Source organism: Pseudomonas sp. fls2-241-TYG-175, assembly GCF_030209155.1.
Classification (GTDB): Bacteria; Pseudomonadota; Gammaproteobacteria; order Pseudomonadales; family Pseudomonadaceae; genus Aquipseudomonas; species Aquipseudomonas viridiflava.
This window is the reverse complement of sequence record NZ_JARVSO010000011.1, coordinates 20,052-34,893: the sequence shown is the minus strand read 5'-3', so window position 1 is coordinate 34,893 and position 14,842 is coordinate 20,052. Positions and strand designations below refer to the sequence as shown.

Genomic DNA, 14,842 nt, shown 5'->3' with positions numbered 1-14,842 from the left:
CCTTACGGCGCGCTACTTTGAGGGACCAAAGTAGCCAAAGTCCTTCGCTCCGGTTCCGGCCCCGGCTTCGCCGGGGTTCCTTCGTCCTGACACTGATTCGGGGGTCGCTGCAAATGGGCCATCCATGGCCCAGTGCAGCTCAATCGGCATCCATGCCGATTGCCCCCCGAATCAGCGCCAAGACTCAGCCTTCACCCAAGTCGCAATCGGCGGTGTCCGCACTATCGCGTAAAAAAGCACGGCAGTGCCGCTGTCTCGCTGGATAGCCAGATGACTTGTGTATAACGATGAGCGCTGATCGTCAGACCAGCGCTGTATCCAGCACCATCATCAGACAGAACCCTGCAATCAAGCCCAAGCTGGCGATTTTGTTGTGTCCGTTCAGACGCGATTCCGGGATGATTTCGTGGGTCACCACCAGCAACATGGCACCCGCTGCCAGTGCCAGACCAAACGGCAACAAGGGTTCGGCAATCGCCACCAGCCAGGCGCCCAGCAGCGCGAACAGCGGTTCGACCAGCCCGGACGCCGCACCAATCAGAAACGCCCTTATCCGAGACATCCCCGCCCCCGCCAGCACCATGGCAATCACCAGCCCCTCGGGTACATCCTGCAAGGCAATGCCGATGGCAAGGCTGTCGGCTTCCGACAACCCGCCGCCTGCCGACACGCCAATTGCCATGCCCTCTGGAATGTTATGCGCCACGATGGCGATCACGAACAGCCAGATGCGCGGTGCAATTGCCGGATGATCCTGAATACCTCCCGACTGCGCGCCCTGGGAAACGCTGTAATCCACCGCGAACAGGCCAAGGGCACCCAGAACGAGTCCAAGGCTGATCAGGCCGCCAGCGCCCCACGGTGTAAACCCAAGGCCTTCGGCAGCGGCAAGGCCCGGCACGATCAGCGAGAATGCCGTTGCGGCCAGCATCACCCCGGCACCGAAACCCAGCAAACCGTCCGACACCATGATCGGCATCTTGCGGATCACCAACACCGGCACGGCGCCCAGTGCCGTGCCCAGAGCGCAGATAGAGCCACCTTCCAGAGCACGCAACAGGCGCGGCTCAAGGTTCAGCCAGGCCAGCCCTTGAGCCACCAGTAACGCCATACCCGCCAAAAGCAGCACGGTGCCTACTGCAAAACGAAACAACCGGACACTGCTGACAGCGAGTATCTCAGAACGCATAAACGGCCCTGGTTCGTGTTGGGAAAAATCAGGCCAGTGCGGCCTGATAACGTCGGGACACTTCGTCCCAGTTGACGACGTTGTAGAACGCATTGATGTATTCGGGACGACGGTTCTGGTAGCGCAGGTAATAGGCGTGTTCCCACACATCGAGACCGAGAATCGGCGTATTGCCGCTCATCAACGGGCTGTCCTGATTACCACTGCTCTCCACCACGAGTTTCTTGTCCGGCGTCACGCTCAGCCAGGCCCAGCCGCTGCCGAAACGGGTCAGCGCCGCTTTGGTGAAGGCTTCCTTGAAGCTGTCGAAGCCGCCCAACTGGGCGTCGATGGCTTGAGCCACCTCTCCTTTTGGCAGACCGCCACCGCCGGGCACCATGACTTCCCAGAACAACGAATGGTTGGCATGACCCCCGCCCTGATTGATCACCGCTGGACGCAGGTTTTCAGGCAGCTGCTTGACGCTGGCGACCAGCTTTTCGATGGGCCACTCGGCGTATTCGGTTCCCTCGACCGCAGCATTGAGGTTGTTGATGTAAGTCTGATGGTGCTTGGTGTAATGGATCTCCATGGTTTGCGCATCAATGTGCGGCTCCAGGGCGTCGTAGGCGTAAGGCAGTTCGGGAAGGGTGTAAGGCATTTCAATGTGCTCCGTAGAAAAGACCGGGGTTGGCCGCTGAATCGCGCTGCAACGACGAGCGAGTGTGTTCACTGCTGCTGTTGAGAAGTCGATGCGTGCGCGGGTATTCGCCGTGTTCACTGATGAAACCCAACAGTTCGACGTAGGTTTTACTGCTGTGCCGCAACGCAGCCTGGCGCAGTGCAGGCTGCAGGCGCTGGTCCTGCATGGTTCGCAGCAGATGCTGGTGGATCGCGCAGAGGTATTCGGCGCTCTCCTCCGGCTGGCCCAGACTCAAATGCAGATCGGCCAGGTTGTGATGGGAAATGACACAGGCCGCGACGGCTTCGTCGGCATCCGGCCAGCGCTCGAACAGAACCTGTGCCAGCGCCAGCGCCTGGAGGTACAGCTCGCGGGCCTCGACCCATTCGCCGAGATTGAAACAGCGATTGGCCAGTTCAATGGTGCGTTTCCAATGCTGCATGACCTACCTCCAGGTGCGTTGGCCGGACCGAATCAGATGCCGCCGGCGGTGAGTTTCTCGGGGTTGAGCAACACTTCCAGCTGGTCGCGTTGCAGATCGGTGTGTTCCAGCGCAACGTCGATCACCGGACGGCCTTCCTGATAGGCCTTTTTGGCGATTTCAGCGGCCTTCTGGTATCCGATGATCGGATTGAGCGCCGTGACCAGAATCGGATTGCGCGACAGCGCTTCCTTGAGCTTGGCCTCGTTGACCTTGAAGCTGGCAATCGCCTTGTCAGCCAGCAACCGGCTGGAATTGGCCAGCAATTCAATGCTGCTGAGCAGGTTCTGGGCGATGATCGGCAGCATCACATTGAGCTCGAAGTTGCCGGACTGGCCCGCCACAGTGATGGTGGCGTCGTTGCCGATGACCTGCGCGGCCACCATCGCAGTGGCCTCCGGGATCACCGGATTGACCTTGCCCGGCATGATCGAAGAACCCGGCTGCAGCGCCTCAAGCTCGATCTCACCGAGACCCGCCAAGGGGCCGGAATTCATCCAGCGCAGATCGTTGGCGATCTTCATCAGCGAAACGGCCGTTGCCTTGAGCTGGCCCGAGACGGCAACAGCGGTGTCCTGTGAGCCGATCAAGGCGAACAGATCCTTGCCCTGCGTGAACGTGACGCCGCTCAGTGTGCTGAGGTGCGCGCTGAAACGGGCCGCAAACTCGGGATGCGCATTGATCCCGGTGCCGACTGCCGTACCGCCCTGCGCCAGAGACTGCAGGCTGGGTTGCAGACCTTGAAGATGTTCGATGTTGGCGCGGATCTGCTGCGACCAGCCGTTGAGCACCTGACTCATGCGCACCGGCATGGCGTCCATCAGGTGCGTGCGGCCGGTCTTGACGAAGGCATGAACCTGCACGGCCTTGTGCTCGGTGACCTGCACCAGATGATTCAGGGCAGGCAGCAATTGCTCATGCAGCGCCAGCGCGGCGCTGACGTGAATCGTCGTCGGGATGATGTCGTTACTGCTTTGTCCGCAGTTGACGTGATCGTTGGGATTGACCGGCTCACCCAGAATGCGGGTAGCCAGCGTGGCGATCACCTCGTTGGCGTTCATGTTGGTGCTGGTACCCGACCCGGTCTGGAAGATGTCCACCGGGAAATGGGTCATGAAGTCGCCGCTCAACAATTGCTCGACCGCGCCGACAATCGCCTTGCTCTGCCCTTCGCTGATCTGCTGCAGCTCAAGATTGGCGTGAGCCGCCGCTGCCTTGGCTAGCAACAGTGCACGGACGAACTGCCGGGGCATGCGCTGATGGCTGATCGGGAAGTTATCCACCGCACGCTGAGTCTGTGCGCCATACAGAGCCTCGGCCGGCACCTGCAACGGGCCCATGCTGTCGCGTTCGATACGGGTATTACTCATCGCAATGTCCTTGCACCAGTTCAGAGGGAGAAATCGAGGGTTGCAGCACGCAGGACGCCAGTTGATGAACACAGGCTTCCCAGCGCTGACGGCGGGCAGGCGTGGAGGCAAGCGCCTCGACATCGCGCAACGGTCGCCAGGCCTGATCCAGACACAGGCAGCGCCAATGCCAGGGCAGCATCGTGTCGCGGGCGGTGTCCATCAGCAGACGAAAGGAGGTTTCGGCGATCAGGGCGTGAGGCGTGGCGGTGAAACGCGCCAGATACCGCCCTTCGGCCAGGTAATGCTCGATAAGTCGCGGCTCGTCAGGCTCAAGGGCGCAGCGAATCCGAAGACTCAAACCACGCCAGTTTTCCAGATAAGGCAGCTCGTGAAGAACAGATCCCATGACCGCAACTCATTGTGAAATGAGATTCATTATTGAATGAGATCAAGAATCAAAACAAGAGCTGAGTTGGATCGGAGTGACAGGAGGGGCAAGGAACCCCGGCAAAGCCGGGGCTGCAACCGGAACGAAGGAGTTGCTTACTTCGCTCCGTCAAATTGAGCCGCCGAGGGGCGAAAGGGTAACGTGAGTCCTGCGCCCGGCTGACTGAAACGACCATACGTGCCATTTGTGACGCGGAGCGTCACGGGAGGCATGCCCACGCGGAGCGATGGGACGATCAGTGTCGAGACAGGCGCTTAACCATCGGATCAGCTGCCAGCAACCGTCATGCGCTCGATCAGCACGGAGCCGGTGCGAATGTTGCTGCGCAGCTCGACATCGCTGCCAACGGCGACGATCTGCTTGAACATGTCGCGCATGTTGCCGGCAATGGTCACTTCCTGAACCGGGAACTGAATCTCGCCGTTTTCGACCCAAAAACCTGCTGCACCGCGTGAGTAATCGCCGGTAACCATGTTCAGGCCGCTGCCCATCAGTTCGGTGACCAGCAGGCCACGGCCCATGCGCCGGATCAGCGCGTCCTGGTCTTCCGTGCCATGGGTGACAAACAGGTTGTGCACACCGCCCGCGTTGGCGGTGCTCGGCATGCCCAGTTTGCGGCCCGAATAGGTACTGAGGATGTAGGAAACCAGATCGCCCTTCTCCACGAATGGCTTGGCGTAGGTCGCCAGGCCGTCGCTGTCGAACGCCGAGCTGCCCATGGCGCGCATCAGGTGTGGGCGTTCGTCAATGGTCATCCACTCGGGAAACAGCCGCTGGCCCAGCGAATCCTGCAGAAATGAGGATTTGCGGTACAGCGTGCCGCCGGAAATCGCGCCCAGCAGGCTGCCAAACAGACCGCCCGCCAATTCGGCTGAAAACAGCACCGGCACTTCGCAGGTCGGCACCGGACGTGCGCCCAGACGGCTCGCTGCCCGCTGCGCGGCCTTGCGACCGATGCTCTCGGCATCTGCCAGCAACTGGCCCTGACGATTGACGTCGTACCAATAATCGCGCTGCATCTGGCCTTCGCCTTCGGCAATCATCACGCAACTGAGGCTGTGTCGGGTCGACGCATAGCCACCGATAAAGCCGTTGCTGTTGCCGTACACGCGGCAGCCCTGGTGGGTATTGAGCGTGGTGCCGTCGGCGTTCTTGATGCGAGGGTCTGCGTCAAACGCCGCAGCCTCACACAGCAGCGCCTTCTCGATCGACTGCTCGGGCGTGATGTCCCAGGCGTGATAGAGATCGAAATCCTGGATGTCCCTGGCCATCAACGCGGCGTCAGCCAGGCCCGAGCTTTCGTCCTCGGACGTATGCTCGGCGATGGCCAGTGCGGCGGCAACGGTTTCACGGATCGCGTCAGCGCCGGTGGCCGACGTACTGGCCGAACCTTTGCGCTGGCCGACGTACAAGGTGATACCAAACCCCTGATCGCGGTTGAATTCGACCGTTTCGACTTCGCGCTGTCGCACCGAAGTCGACAGTCCCTGCTCCAGCGACACCGCGACTTCACAGGCGCTGGCGCCCTGACGCCTGGCTTCGGCAATGATTTGCTCGACCTGCTCCTGCAGTTCAGGCAAGGCCTGTGGGCCGACGCTTTGGGTTGCACTCATGATTTTCTCCATCAAATTCTGCTTTCGGCACAGGCCGAATACCGACCGGGCCGGACAAGCGGCCCCCGACTGGTTATCATGGCGGCGTTTCTTTGCGGACTGCCCCCATGGTTGATTCTTACGACGACTCCCTCGACGGGGAGAAAAGCAAAACCCAGGTCAAACGAGAGCTGCATGCTCTGGTTGATCTCGGCGAGCGGCTGACGACACTCAAAGCCGATGTGCTGGCCAAGCTGCCGTTGACCGATGCGCTGCGCAAGGCTCTGGCCGAAGCGCCGAAGCACACGGCCAACATTGCGCGCAAGCGGCACATCCTGTTCATCGGCAAGCTGATGCGCGATCAGGATCAGGAAGCCATTCTGGTTTTGCTGGACCAACTCGACGCCTCCACTCGCCAGTACAACGAACGTTTCCACGGTCTGGAGCGCTGGCGTGATCGTCTGATTGCGGGTGATGACAGCGACCTGGAAAAATTCGTGGTCGAGTACCCGGATGCCGACCGCCAGCAACTGCGTTCCTTGATCCGTCAGGCTCAACACGAAGTTGCACGCAACAAACCGCCGGCCACCAGCCGCAAAATCTTCAAATACATCCGTGAGCTGGACGAAATCCAACGCGGCTTGCGTTGATCTTGACCTCGGGACTGGCCAGCATCAGCCAGTCCCGGCTCATCTTCAGTTACCCGTACCGCCAACCGTGATTGCGTCGATCTTCAGCGTAGGCTGACCCACGCCGACCGGTACCGATTGCCCGTCCTTGCCGCACGTACCGACACCGCTGTCCAGCGACAGGTCGTTACCCACCATCGAAACCCTGCTCATCGCCTCCGGCCCATTGCCGATCAAGGTCGCACCTTTGACAGGCGCGGTGATCTTGCCGTCTTCGATCAGGTAAGCCTCACTGGTAGAGAACACGAACTTGCCGCTGGTGATATCCACCTGACCGCCGCCCAGATTGGCGCAGTAGATACCGCGCTTCACCGACGCGATGATTTCCTGTGGATCGCTCTGACCGCCCAGCATGTACGTGTTGGTCATGCGTGGCATCGGCAGATGCGCGTAGGATTCGCGACGGCCGTTGCCGGTCCGCGCCACGCCCATCAGCCGTGCATTCAATTTGTCCTGCATGTAGCCCTTGAGCACGCCGTTCTCGATCAGGGTCGTGCATTCGGTCGGGGTGCCCTCGTCATCGACGCTCAACGAGCCGCGACGCCCGGCCAGCGTGCCGTCATCGACGATGGTGCACAGCTTGGAGGCCACCATCTCGCCCATCCGGCCGCTGTAGGCCGAGCTGCCCTTGCGGTTGAAGTCGCCTTCCAGACCATGGCCTACCGCTTCATGCAGCAGAACGCCTGACCAGCCGGAACCCAGTACGACCGGCAAGGTGCCTGCCGGTGCAGGAATGGCTTCCAGATTGACCAGCGCCTGACGCAGCGCTTCGCGGGCATAGCCCATGGCGCGGTCGTCGGTCAGGAAATAACGGTAGTCGGTACGCCCACCGCCACCATGCCCGCCCCGCTCGCGACGGCCGTTCTGCTCGACGATCACGCTGACGTTGAAACGCACCAGCGGCCGCACATCAGCGGCCAGGCTTCCGTCCGCCGCTGCCACCAGAATCCGCTCCCAGACGCCAGCCATGTTGACCGAAACCTGCTGAATGCGCGGATCCAGCGCACGAGTTGCCACGTCGATACGCTTGAGCAACTCGACCTTTTCGGCACGGGTCAGCACTTCCAGCGGGTTATCCGGCGCATAAAGCTGAGCCACGTCCTGCGACGTGAATGCCTGCACGCGACCGTTCTGGCCTGCGCGGGAGATGGAACGGGCGGCACGCGCGGCGGTGAGCAGCGCTTCCTCGGTGATCGCGTTGCTGTAGGCGAAACCGGTTTTCTCACCGGACTGGGCACGCACGCCCACACCCTGGTCGAGGTTGAAGCTGCCTTCCTTGACGATCCCGTCTTCGAGCGCCCAGGACTCGGAAATCATGCCTTGAAAATACAGATCAGCCGCGTCGATACCCGGACCGGCCAGCTCGCCCAGCACCGATTGCAGGCTGTCGAGGCTCAGGCCGCCCGGGGCCAGAAGGTGTTCACTGACTGAGGACACGTCACTCATATTCACTCCGAAGCAGGCCGCAAGGCGTCCTGCGAAAAAAAGCGCCGGTGACTGGACACCGGCATCCGCGCCCGTATGGACGCCTGTTCTTCACTGTCTCGTGTGGCCAGCAGCACGGTTTCACCCTGCGCCTGCTGAGCCAGGACCCGCCCCCATGGGTCGATGATGGCCGCGTGTCCGTATGTTTCCCGTGGTCCTGGATGCACCCCGCCTTGTGCGGCTGCCAGCAGATAGCACTGGGTTTCGATGGCCCGCGCCCGGATCAGAATGTCCCAGTGCGCAGCGCCTGTGACAGCCGTGAACGCCGATGGCGCAGTGATCAGCTCGGCACCGGCCTCACGCAGCGCGGTGTACAGCTCTGGGAAGCGCAGGTCATAACAGACGCTCAGCCCGAGCCGTCCAACCGGCGTGTCGACCACCACCACGTTGTTTCCATGAGCATAGTCATCCGATTCCCGGTAGCGACCTCGATTGTCTGCAACGTCCACATCGAACAGGTGCAACTTGTCGTAACGCGCAACCTGCTGGCCATGCTCATCGATCAGCAACGAGCAGGCCGTGACCTTGCCATCAGGCTGATCATCGGGCGGGAGGGGAATCGTTCCGGCAACTATCCATAACTTGAGGTCGCGAGCGGCCTGTTTCAACCACGGCAGGATCAATCCCTGACCTGCGGCTTCGGCACGACCGATAGCGGCAGCGTCGCGACGGCCCATGGCGGCGAAATTCTCGGGCAGCACCGCAAGCCGGGCGCCGCCCTTGGCGGCCTGCTCAAGCAATGCGCGTGCACGGGCAAGGTTACCGGCCACGTCGCTCTGGCTGACCATCTGAATCACTGCAAAAGACATGGCGACCCTTTTTTGAATGACATGGGCACCACTGTACTCCATGCCGCGCTATTGAGGCTTTTCAAAAGGCTTGTCGAAGGTAATCTTCGGTTCTTTCCACGGGCCTTCGACTTTGTACTGCACGCTGGCGAACCGGGCCACCTTGTCACCCAGCAGCTTGTCCACCAGGAACAAAGCGCCACCGATGGCTGGCGCGCCAACGATCAGCGCTGCAATCGGCAGATTGTTGGTGACCGGCAATGTCACCAGCAACTTGGCATCGACCCGGTCCTTGACCATGTCCAGCGTACCGTTGAGCTCAAGGTTGCTGGACGGCCCCGTCAACGTGATCGGGTTGCGGGTGACATACACACCCTCACTTGCTACCAACAGGCCCTTGACTCGGTCGTAGCTGAGCCCCTTGCCCAGCAGGTCAGAGAAGTCCAGACGCAGACGGCGGCCGATGGAGTTGAAGTTCAGCAACCCGAACACCCGAAGCGCCTGTGCACCGCCTTCGACCTCGACGAACTGACCGCTGCGCAAAGTGGCATCAAGGCTGCCGGAATAGCGCTTGAGCCCTACCCACGCCGGGGAGCCAGGCCAGCGTCCGTCGAAATTCATCTCGAACGTCTCACTGGTGACGGTAGGCGCGAAATTCCAGGCTTTCAGCACATCGGCGAGGTTCTTGCCGCCCAGCCGCCCTTTGAACCAACTGCTGCTCGATCCGGGGGCGCCCTCCCAGACACCCTCGCCTTCCAGCAGAATGCCTTTGAGCCCCAGGCTCAGATCAGTCATGCGAATGCCGGTCGCCGTAGGCCGGATTTTCAATGCCCACGCCCCCAACAATTGATCGCCTTGAAATAGTTGGGAAATCTTCACATCCAACGCAGGGATCTTGCTGGGATCTACATCTGCCAGCGGATCTGGCGCATTCTCGACCACCACCGCCTTGGGGTCGGCAGCGGGCAGCTTTACGTAAAGCAGATTGATGCCGATTGGCGCGGACTTGGCGTCAGGCAGCGAAGCGCTGCCCTTGACCAGCGCACTGTCCAACGACAACTGCCATGCCGCAGCGCTGCGTTGCAGTTGAACGCGCACATCGTCCAGCGTCGTGCCCATTGCCGTGAGTTTGCCGATCTGCAGATCCACGCTGCTGAGCAACTGTCGGGCGTTACCGCCCGGGTCACCGCCGGAATAACGATCGGCAATCGCCTGCCAGGGCGCAACATCCAGCTCGTTCAGACTACCGCTGAGGCGCAGCCCTTTGGCGTCCGGCACGATTGCACCGCCCTGTCCCAGGAACAGTTCACCACGTCCATCCGCAAACTTTCCGGCGGGCGCAGCGAATGCCAGGTTGGCGATGTCACCGTAAGCTGCGCCAAAACGGCGTTCCGCACCCTGCAAGGTCATGCGGAATTCGCTGTCGCGCTCCTGCTCGGCAGTCTTGCCGAACGGCGCGGGCAGGTCGATTGCAACACCTTTCAGGGGAGAAGTGATCAACAGCGGGCTGTCCTTGCCGTCCAGTGTCAGTTGCAGCTGGAACGGAAGGTCGCCAGAGACGGGCAACGCCTGTTTCACGTCAAGCCAGTCGGTCAGTTTCTTGATCGTGATCTGCCCGTTGGCCATGATCCGGGTCACGTTGGCTCCCGGCTTGCCTTCGGCAGCGATCTCCGCCGTGACCGGTCGGTCGAATGCCTGGGCGCGAATGCCTTTGCCGCTGAGCCCCTTGTCACTGTCGAAGCGGAAGTCGCCCCTGAGTTTTGTCAGGTCCAGTACCGGATCGGCCAGTTTCAGACGCGCATCACGGGTGCTGAAGTCCACCACCACCTTCGGCTCGACGCCCTTGGCCAGCGGAATATCCAGTTTCAGCTTGCCCTCCAGCGGCCCCTCGCCCTGCCACCCGGCAAAGGTACTGCCGGTGCCGATCGGTGCTTCCTGAAGAATCTTCATGCCATCGGCCACGGTGCCGGAAACGTTGCCGTCCACCAGCAGGTGGCTGTCCTTGCCGGACTCGACATGAGGAATATTGACCAGCACGTTACTGACCTGAGTGTTCAGAATCTGCCCTTTGCTGGCCTTGACGCGCACACCGCTGTTCTCGACATACACCTTGCCATCAACGCCAGTCAGCGAAGGCCAGCCCGGCTGGAAAGCCAGCGTCGCGTTGCTCACATCGAAGAACAGGCTGATGACTCGCGCTGTGTCGGGAGAGCTTTTGTTCAACGAACCCTGATACTGGAAGAAGCCCTGATTGACGGCACCACTGACAATGGCGGTGCGCAGCCAGCGGTCCAGTTCCGGGCTCAGGACGGCAGGCAGGTATTTGCTGGTGTAACGACCATCGCCATCGACCATACCGACCCGCAGGTCCATGTAGTCTTCCTGGTCATGCTTGAGGTGGATGCGGATCAGGAAGTCCGCTGCGATCTTGCCTTCATCGCCCTGAACCTTGATGTAGGGCGCAATCAGGGTGAATGCCTGATCGTCCAGCTTCCAGGTCAGGCGTGCGTTGGCTTTCTGATAGCGCCAGGGTTTGGCGAAGATCGGGTCCAGATGCAGCATGAAGTCGCTGGTGTCCAGACGCAGCTCGCCCTGCCCGAGGTCGCCACTGATCGCACCGCTGACATTCGCGGCAGCCGGCGCGTCGTGGTAGGCATTGAAACTCACCTTGTCGAGGTTGGCGGCAAAACCCAGACGCTTGTCGCCTGTGGCCTGCGGGCGGTAATCGAGCAATACGTTGCGCAACCCGCCCTTCACCTTCAGACCGTCGACAACGGCCATCACCTTGTCCGGCAGCGGTGCCAGCGAGTCGATCAGCGGGGTCAGCGGCGTCAGGTCCAGACGGTCGGCCTGCACCTGCCACAGTTCTTCATTGTCGGGCGTTGCGGCTGTCTGCGTGGCCTGCAAACGGCTTTCCCAGCGGTTGCTACCCAGGCTCATGGCCAGCGAATCCAGTTTCAGGTCCATGCCCTTGTCGGTGCGCTCGAACCAGGCATTCAGCGCAAGGTCGTCGATGGTCGACGGCTTGCGTCCCGCGTAGACACCCTTGAGTTGTGGCGCATGCAGCCGGGCAACCGCGCTCTTAACGCCGCCCTGGCTCCAGCTCAGCCAGAATTCGCCACCCGCCTTCAATGTGGTAACCGTCCAATCTCGGGTCAGGCTCCTGGGCAGCCACTTGGCCCAATCGCTCTGGGGCAGGCTGGCATAGAGATCAGCTTCGCCTTCTTTCCAGCGACTGGCCTCGATACGCGTATTCAGGTTCAACGCCAGCGGCTTACCGTCAGGCAGCGTCAGCCGCGCATCCAGCCGCTGGTGATAACTGCCCGTGGCCAGACTCAGATTGACGTACGTCAGGGTCAGTGGGGACTCGCCAAACGGGTGAACAGTGACCTGACTGTTGAGCAACGACAGGCGCGAGACCATCTGCAGTTGAGTGAGGATCTTCTGTGGATCGACAGGGGTGTCATCCTTGACCGGCAAGCCTTGCACCGACCACTTGCCGTCCTGATCCTGCCGGACGATGACCTGCAAGCCATCGACTTCAAGGTGGGCAAGCCGCACATCACGCGCCAGCAGACTCTCCCACAGGTCGGGAACCACCCTGACACTGTCCAGACGCAACGCACTGCTGCCTTCACCGACCATGACGTCGTTGGCCTGCACCACCGGCGCGAACCCGCTCCAGTTGCCTTCCAGGCTGCCAATGCTGACGGGCATGCCCAAGGCCGTGCTGACGCGGGTTTCGACATCGACACGGTATTCGGCAACCATTGGCGTCAACTGACGACCCAGGCTCACATAGAGCGCAGCCAGCACCAGCAACAGTGCGCAGAGACCCAGGCTCCAGCGGGTGATGCCTGCAACGACACGTGGAAGACGCTGCATATCAGCACGCCCTCCGCAGCACGCATGGCCAGCGACGATGCACGACACAAACCCGACTCAAACAGCCTGGGAGGATCAGGTACAGGTTTTGCTCATTCGCCACGCATCATTCTCGATATAAGGGTAGGCCTGCCAGAACCCCGCCGGGCGCTTGTTGCAAACGGTTGAACGGTGACAATCTCAGAGCAGTACGACGTCGTATTGTTCCTGTGAGTACATGGTTTCTACCTGAAAACGGATCGTGCGACCGATAAAACTCTCAAGTTCGGCCACATTGCCGGATTCTTCATCAAGCAGACGGTCAACCACGCGCTGATTGGCCAGCACTCGATAGCCAACAGCCTGATAGGCGCGGGCCTCGCGCAGAATCTCACGGAATATCTCGTAGCACACGGTTTCAGGCGTCTTCAGCTTGCCGCGCCCTTGGCAACAGTGGCAAGGCTCGCACAGCACTTGCTCCAGGCTTTCGCGGGTGCGCTTGCGCGTCATCTGCACCAGACCCAGTTCGGTGATACCGATGATGTTGGTCTTGGCGTGGTCGCGCTCCAGCTGTTTTTCCAGCGTCCGCAGCACTTGGCGCTGATGTTCGGCGTCTTCCATGTCGATGAAATCGATGATGATGATGCCGCCCAGGTTACGCAGGCGCAGCTGCCTGGCGATGGCTGTCGCCGCCTCCAGGTTGGTCTTGAAAATGGTTTCTTCCAGATTGCGATGGCCGACGAACGCGCCGGTGTTGACGTCAATGGTGCTCATCGCCTCGGCAGGATCGACCACCAGATAACCGCCCGACTTGAGCGGCACCTTGCGCTCCAGTGCTTTCTGGATTTCGTCCTCGACGCCATAGAGGTCGAAGATCGGTCGCTCGCCCGGATAGTGCTCGAGTCGGTCGGCGATTTCCGGCATCAGCTCGGCCACGAATTGCGTGGTCTTCTGGAAGGTTTCCCGAGAGTCGATGCGGATCTTCTCGATGCGTGGGCTGACCAGATCGCGCAAGGTACGCAGGGCCAGCCCCAGGTCTTCGTAGATGACCGTGGGCGGACTGACCGTCTTGATCTGCTCGCCGATCTGATCCCACAGCCTGCGCAGGTAGCGAATGTCCATCAGGATTTCGTCAGCGCCGGCGCCTTCGGCAGCCGTACGCAAAATGAAACCGCCCGCCTCCTTGATGCCTTCCAGCGCCACGCAATCACTGACGACCTTCTTCAGACGCTCGCGCTCGGCCTCGTCTTCGATCTTCAGGGAAATGCCCACATGCGCCGTACGCGGCATGTAGACCAGATAGCGGGACGGGATCGACAACTGCGTAGTCAGCCGTGCGCCCTTGCTGCCGATGGGGTCTTTGGTGACTTGCACCACCAGACTCTGACCGTCGTGCACCAGCGAAGCGATGCTTTCGACGGCAGGCCCTTCACGCATGGAAATTTCCGAAGCATGAATGAACGCTGCGCGGTCCAGACCGATGTCAATGAACGCGGCCTGCATGCCGGGCAATACCCGTACGACCTTGCCCTTGTAGATGTTGCCCACAATGCCACGGCGCTGGGTCCGCTCGACGTGGACCTCCTGCAGCACACCGTTCTCCACTACCGCCACCCGTGATTCCATCGGGGTGATGTTGATCAGAATCTCTTCACTCATGGCTCGTTACCTTCCAGGTATTGCCAACAGGGTATGCCGAAACCAGCGAGCAATTCTGCGGTTTCGCACAGAGGCAGACCAACCACTCCAGAATAGCTGCCTTGCAGATCGGCAACGAAGACGGCCGCCAGGCCCTGAATGGCGTAGCCGCCAGCCTTGTCCTGTGGCTCGCCGCTGGCCCAATAGGCCTGGGCTTTGTGTGGCTGAATGGGGCGAAAACGCACGCGACTGGTGACCACACGGGTTTCGCTGCGCTGATGATCGACCAGCGCGATGGCGGTCAGTACTTCATGTTCGGTGCCCGACAGCGCTGCCAGCATGCCCAGCGCGTCGGCTTCGTCCACCGGCTTGCCAAGAATCCGGCCGCCTTGCACCACAGCGGTATCGGCGCCCATCACGCACACCGACTGACCGGACGACAGCAGCGCAAGGCCGGCCCGTGCCTTGCCCAGTGCGAGGCGTTCGACGTAGGCGGCAGGCGATTCGGAATCGAAGGGGGTTTCGTCGATCTGCGCACTCAGTACCGTGAAAGGAACACCGATCTGAGTGAGCAGTTCGCGACGGCGCGGCGAGCCAGAGGCCAGATAGAGCGAGGGCATAAGGACATCTCCGTGTCGGTGGCGGTGAACGCGTA

Annotated in this window: 12 protein-coding genes; 1 reads left to right on the top strand and 11 read right to left on the bottom strand. The window is 61.1% G+C overall.

Features of this window, described 5'->3' with window-relative positions; genetic code table 11:
• Positions 1-301 precede the first annotated feature (301 nt).
• From QRN20_RS09360 to pmbA, 6 genes are all read right to left on the bottom strand, one after another.
• Positions 302-1,189: a ZIP family metal transporter gene (locus tag QRN20_RS09360; protein ID WP_122490871.1), complete on the bottom strand. Its 888-nt coding sequence runs from the start codon at positions 1,187-1,189 to the stop codon at positions 302-304.
• Between the two features lie 28 nt (positions 1,190-1,217).
• Complete coding sequence (locus tag QRN20_RS09355) at positions 1,218-1,829, bottom strand: superoxide dismutase (protein WP_004881556.1); 612 nt, start codon at positions 1,827-1,829, stop codon at positions 1,218-1,220.
• Position 1,830: 1 nt separating this feature from the next.
• On the bottom strand, positions 1,831-2,292 hold the full coding sequence (locus tag QRN20_RS09350) for a DUF2753 family protein (RefSeq protein WP_004881557.1): 462 nt from the start codon (positions 2,290-2,292) through the stop codon (positions 1,831-1,833).
• Positions 2,293-2,324: 32 nt separating this feature from the next.
• Positions 2,325-3,701: a class II fumarate hydratase gene (locus QRN20_RS09345; RefSeq protein WP_122544943.1), complete on the bottom strand. Its 1,377-nt coding sequence runs from the start codon at positions 3,699-3,701 to the stop codon at positions 2,325-2,327.
• On the bottom strand, positions 3,694-4,089 hold the full coding sequence (locus QRN20_RS09340) for a hypothetical protein (RefSeq protein ID WP_025995378.1): 396 nt from the start codon (positions 4,087-4,089) through the stop codon (positions 3,694-3,696). The genes QRN20_RS09345 and QRN20_RS09340 overlap by 8 nt, the downstream gene beginning before the upstream one ends.
• A 308-nt stretch (positions 4,090-4,397) precedes the next feature.
• Positions 4,398-5,744: a metalloprotease PmbA gene (pmbA, locus tag QRN20_RS09335; RefSeq protein ID WP_025995379.1), complete on the bottom strand. Its 1,347-nt coding sequence runs from the start codon at positions 5,742-5,744 to the stop codon at positions 4,398-4,400.
• Positions 5,745-5,851: 107 nt separating this feature from the next.
• On the opposite strand from pmbA, the gene yjgA reads away from it, so the two are divergent.
• Complete coding sequence (yjgA, locus tag QRN20_RS09330) at positions 5,852-6,373, top strand: ribosome biogenesis factor YjgA (RefSeq protein WP_024687484.1); 522 nt, start codon at positions 5,852-5,854, stop codon at positions 6,371-6,373.
• 45 nt (positions 6,374-6,418) lie between these two features.
• Here yjgA and tldD read toward each other — a convergent pair whose 3' ends face one another.
• The 5 genes from tldD to QRN20_RS09305 all read right to left on the bottom strand — a co-directional run bounded on the left by tldD (position 6,419) and on the right by QRN20_RS09305 (position 14,807).
• Positions 6,419-7,858 (bottom strand): metalloprotease TldD, encoded by a 1,440-nt coding sequence (gene tldD / locus QRN20_RS09325; protein ID WP_025995380.1) that lies wholly within the window; start codon positions 7,856-7,858, stop codon positions 6,419-6,421.
• 2 nt (positions 7,859-7,860) lie between these two features.
• Positions 7,861-8,706 carry a carbon-nitrogen hydrolase family protein gene (locus QRN20_RS09320; protein ID WP_043304940.1) on the bottom strand — a complete coding sequence of 282 codons (846 nt, stop codon included), beginning with the start codon at positions 8,704-8,706 and terminating at the stop codon, positions 7,861-7,863.
• A 48-nt stretch (positions 8,707-8,754) separates the two neighbouring features.
• Positions 8,755-12,570: a YhdP family protein gene (locus QRN20_RS09315; protein WP_285360228.1), complete on the bottom strand. Its 3,816-nt coding sequence runs from the start codon at positions 12,568-12,570 to the stop codon at positions 8,755-8,757.
• 180 nt (positions 12,571-12,750) lie between these two features.
• Positions 12,751-14,208, bottom strand: coding sequence for a ribonuclease G (rng, locus tag QRN20_RS09310; RefSeq protein ID WP_004881565.1), 1,458 nt, complete (start codon positions 14,206-14,208; stop codon positions 12,751-12,753).
• On the bottom strand, positions 14,205-14,807 hold the full coding sequence (locus QRN20_RS09305) for a Maf family protein (protein ID WP_122467061.1): 603 nt from the start codon (positions 14,805-14,807) through the stop codon (positions 14,205-14,207). The genes rng and QRN20_RS09305 overlap by 4 nt, the downstream gene beginning before the upstream one ends.
• Between the last annotated feature and the right edge of the window lie 35 nt (positions 14,808-14,842).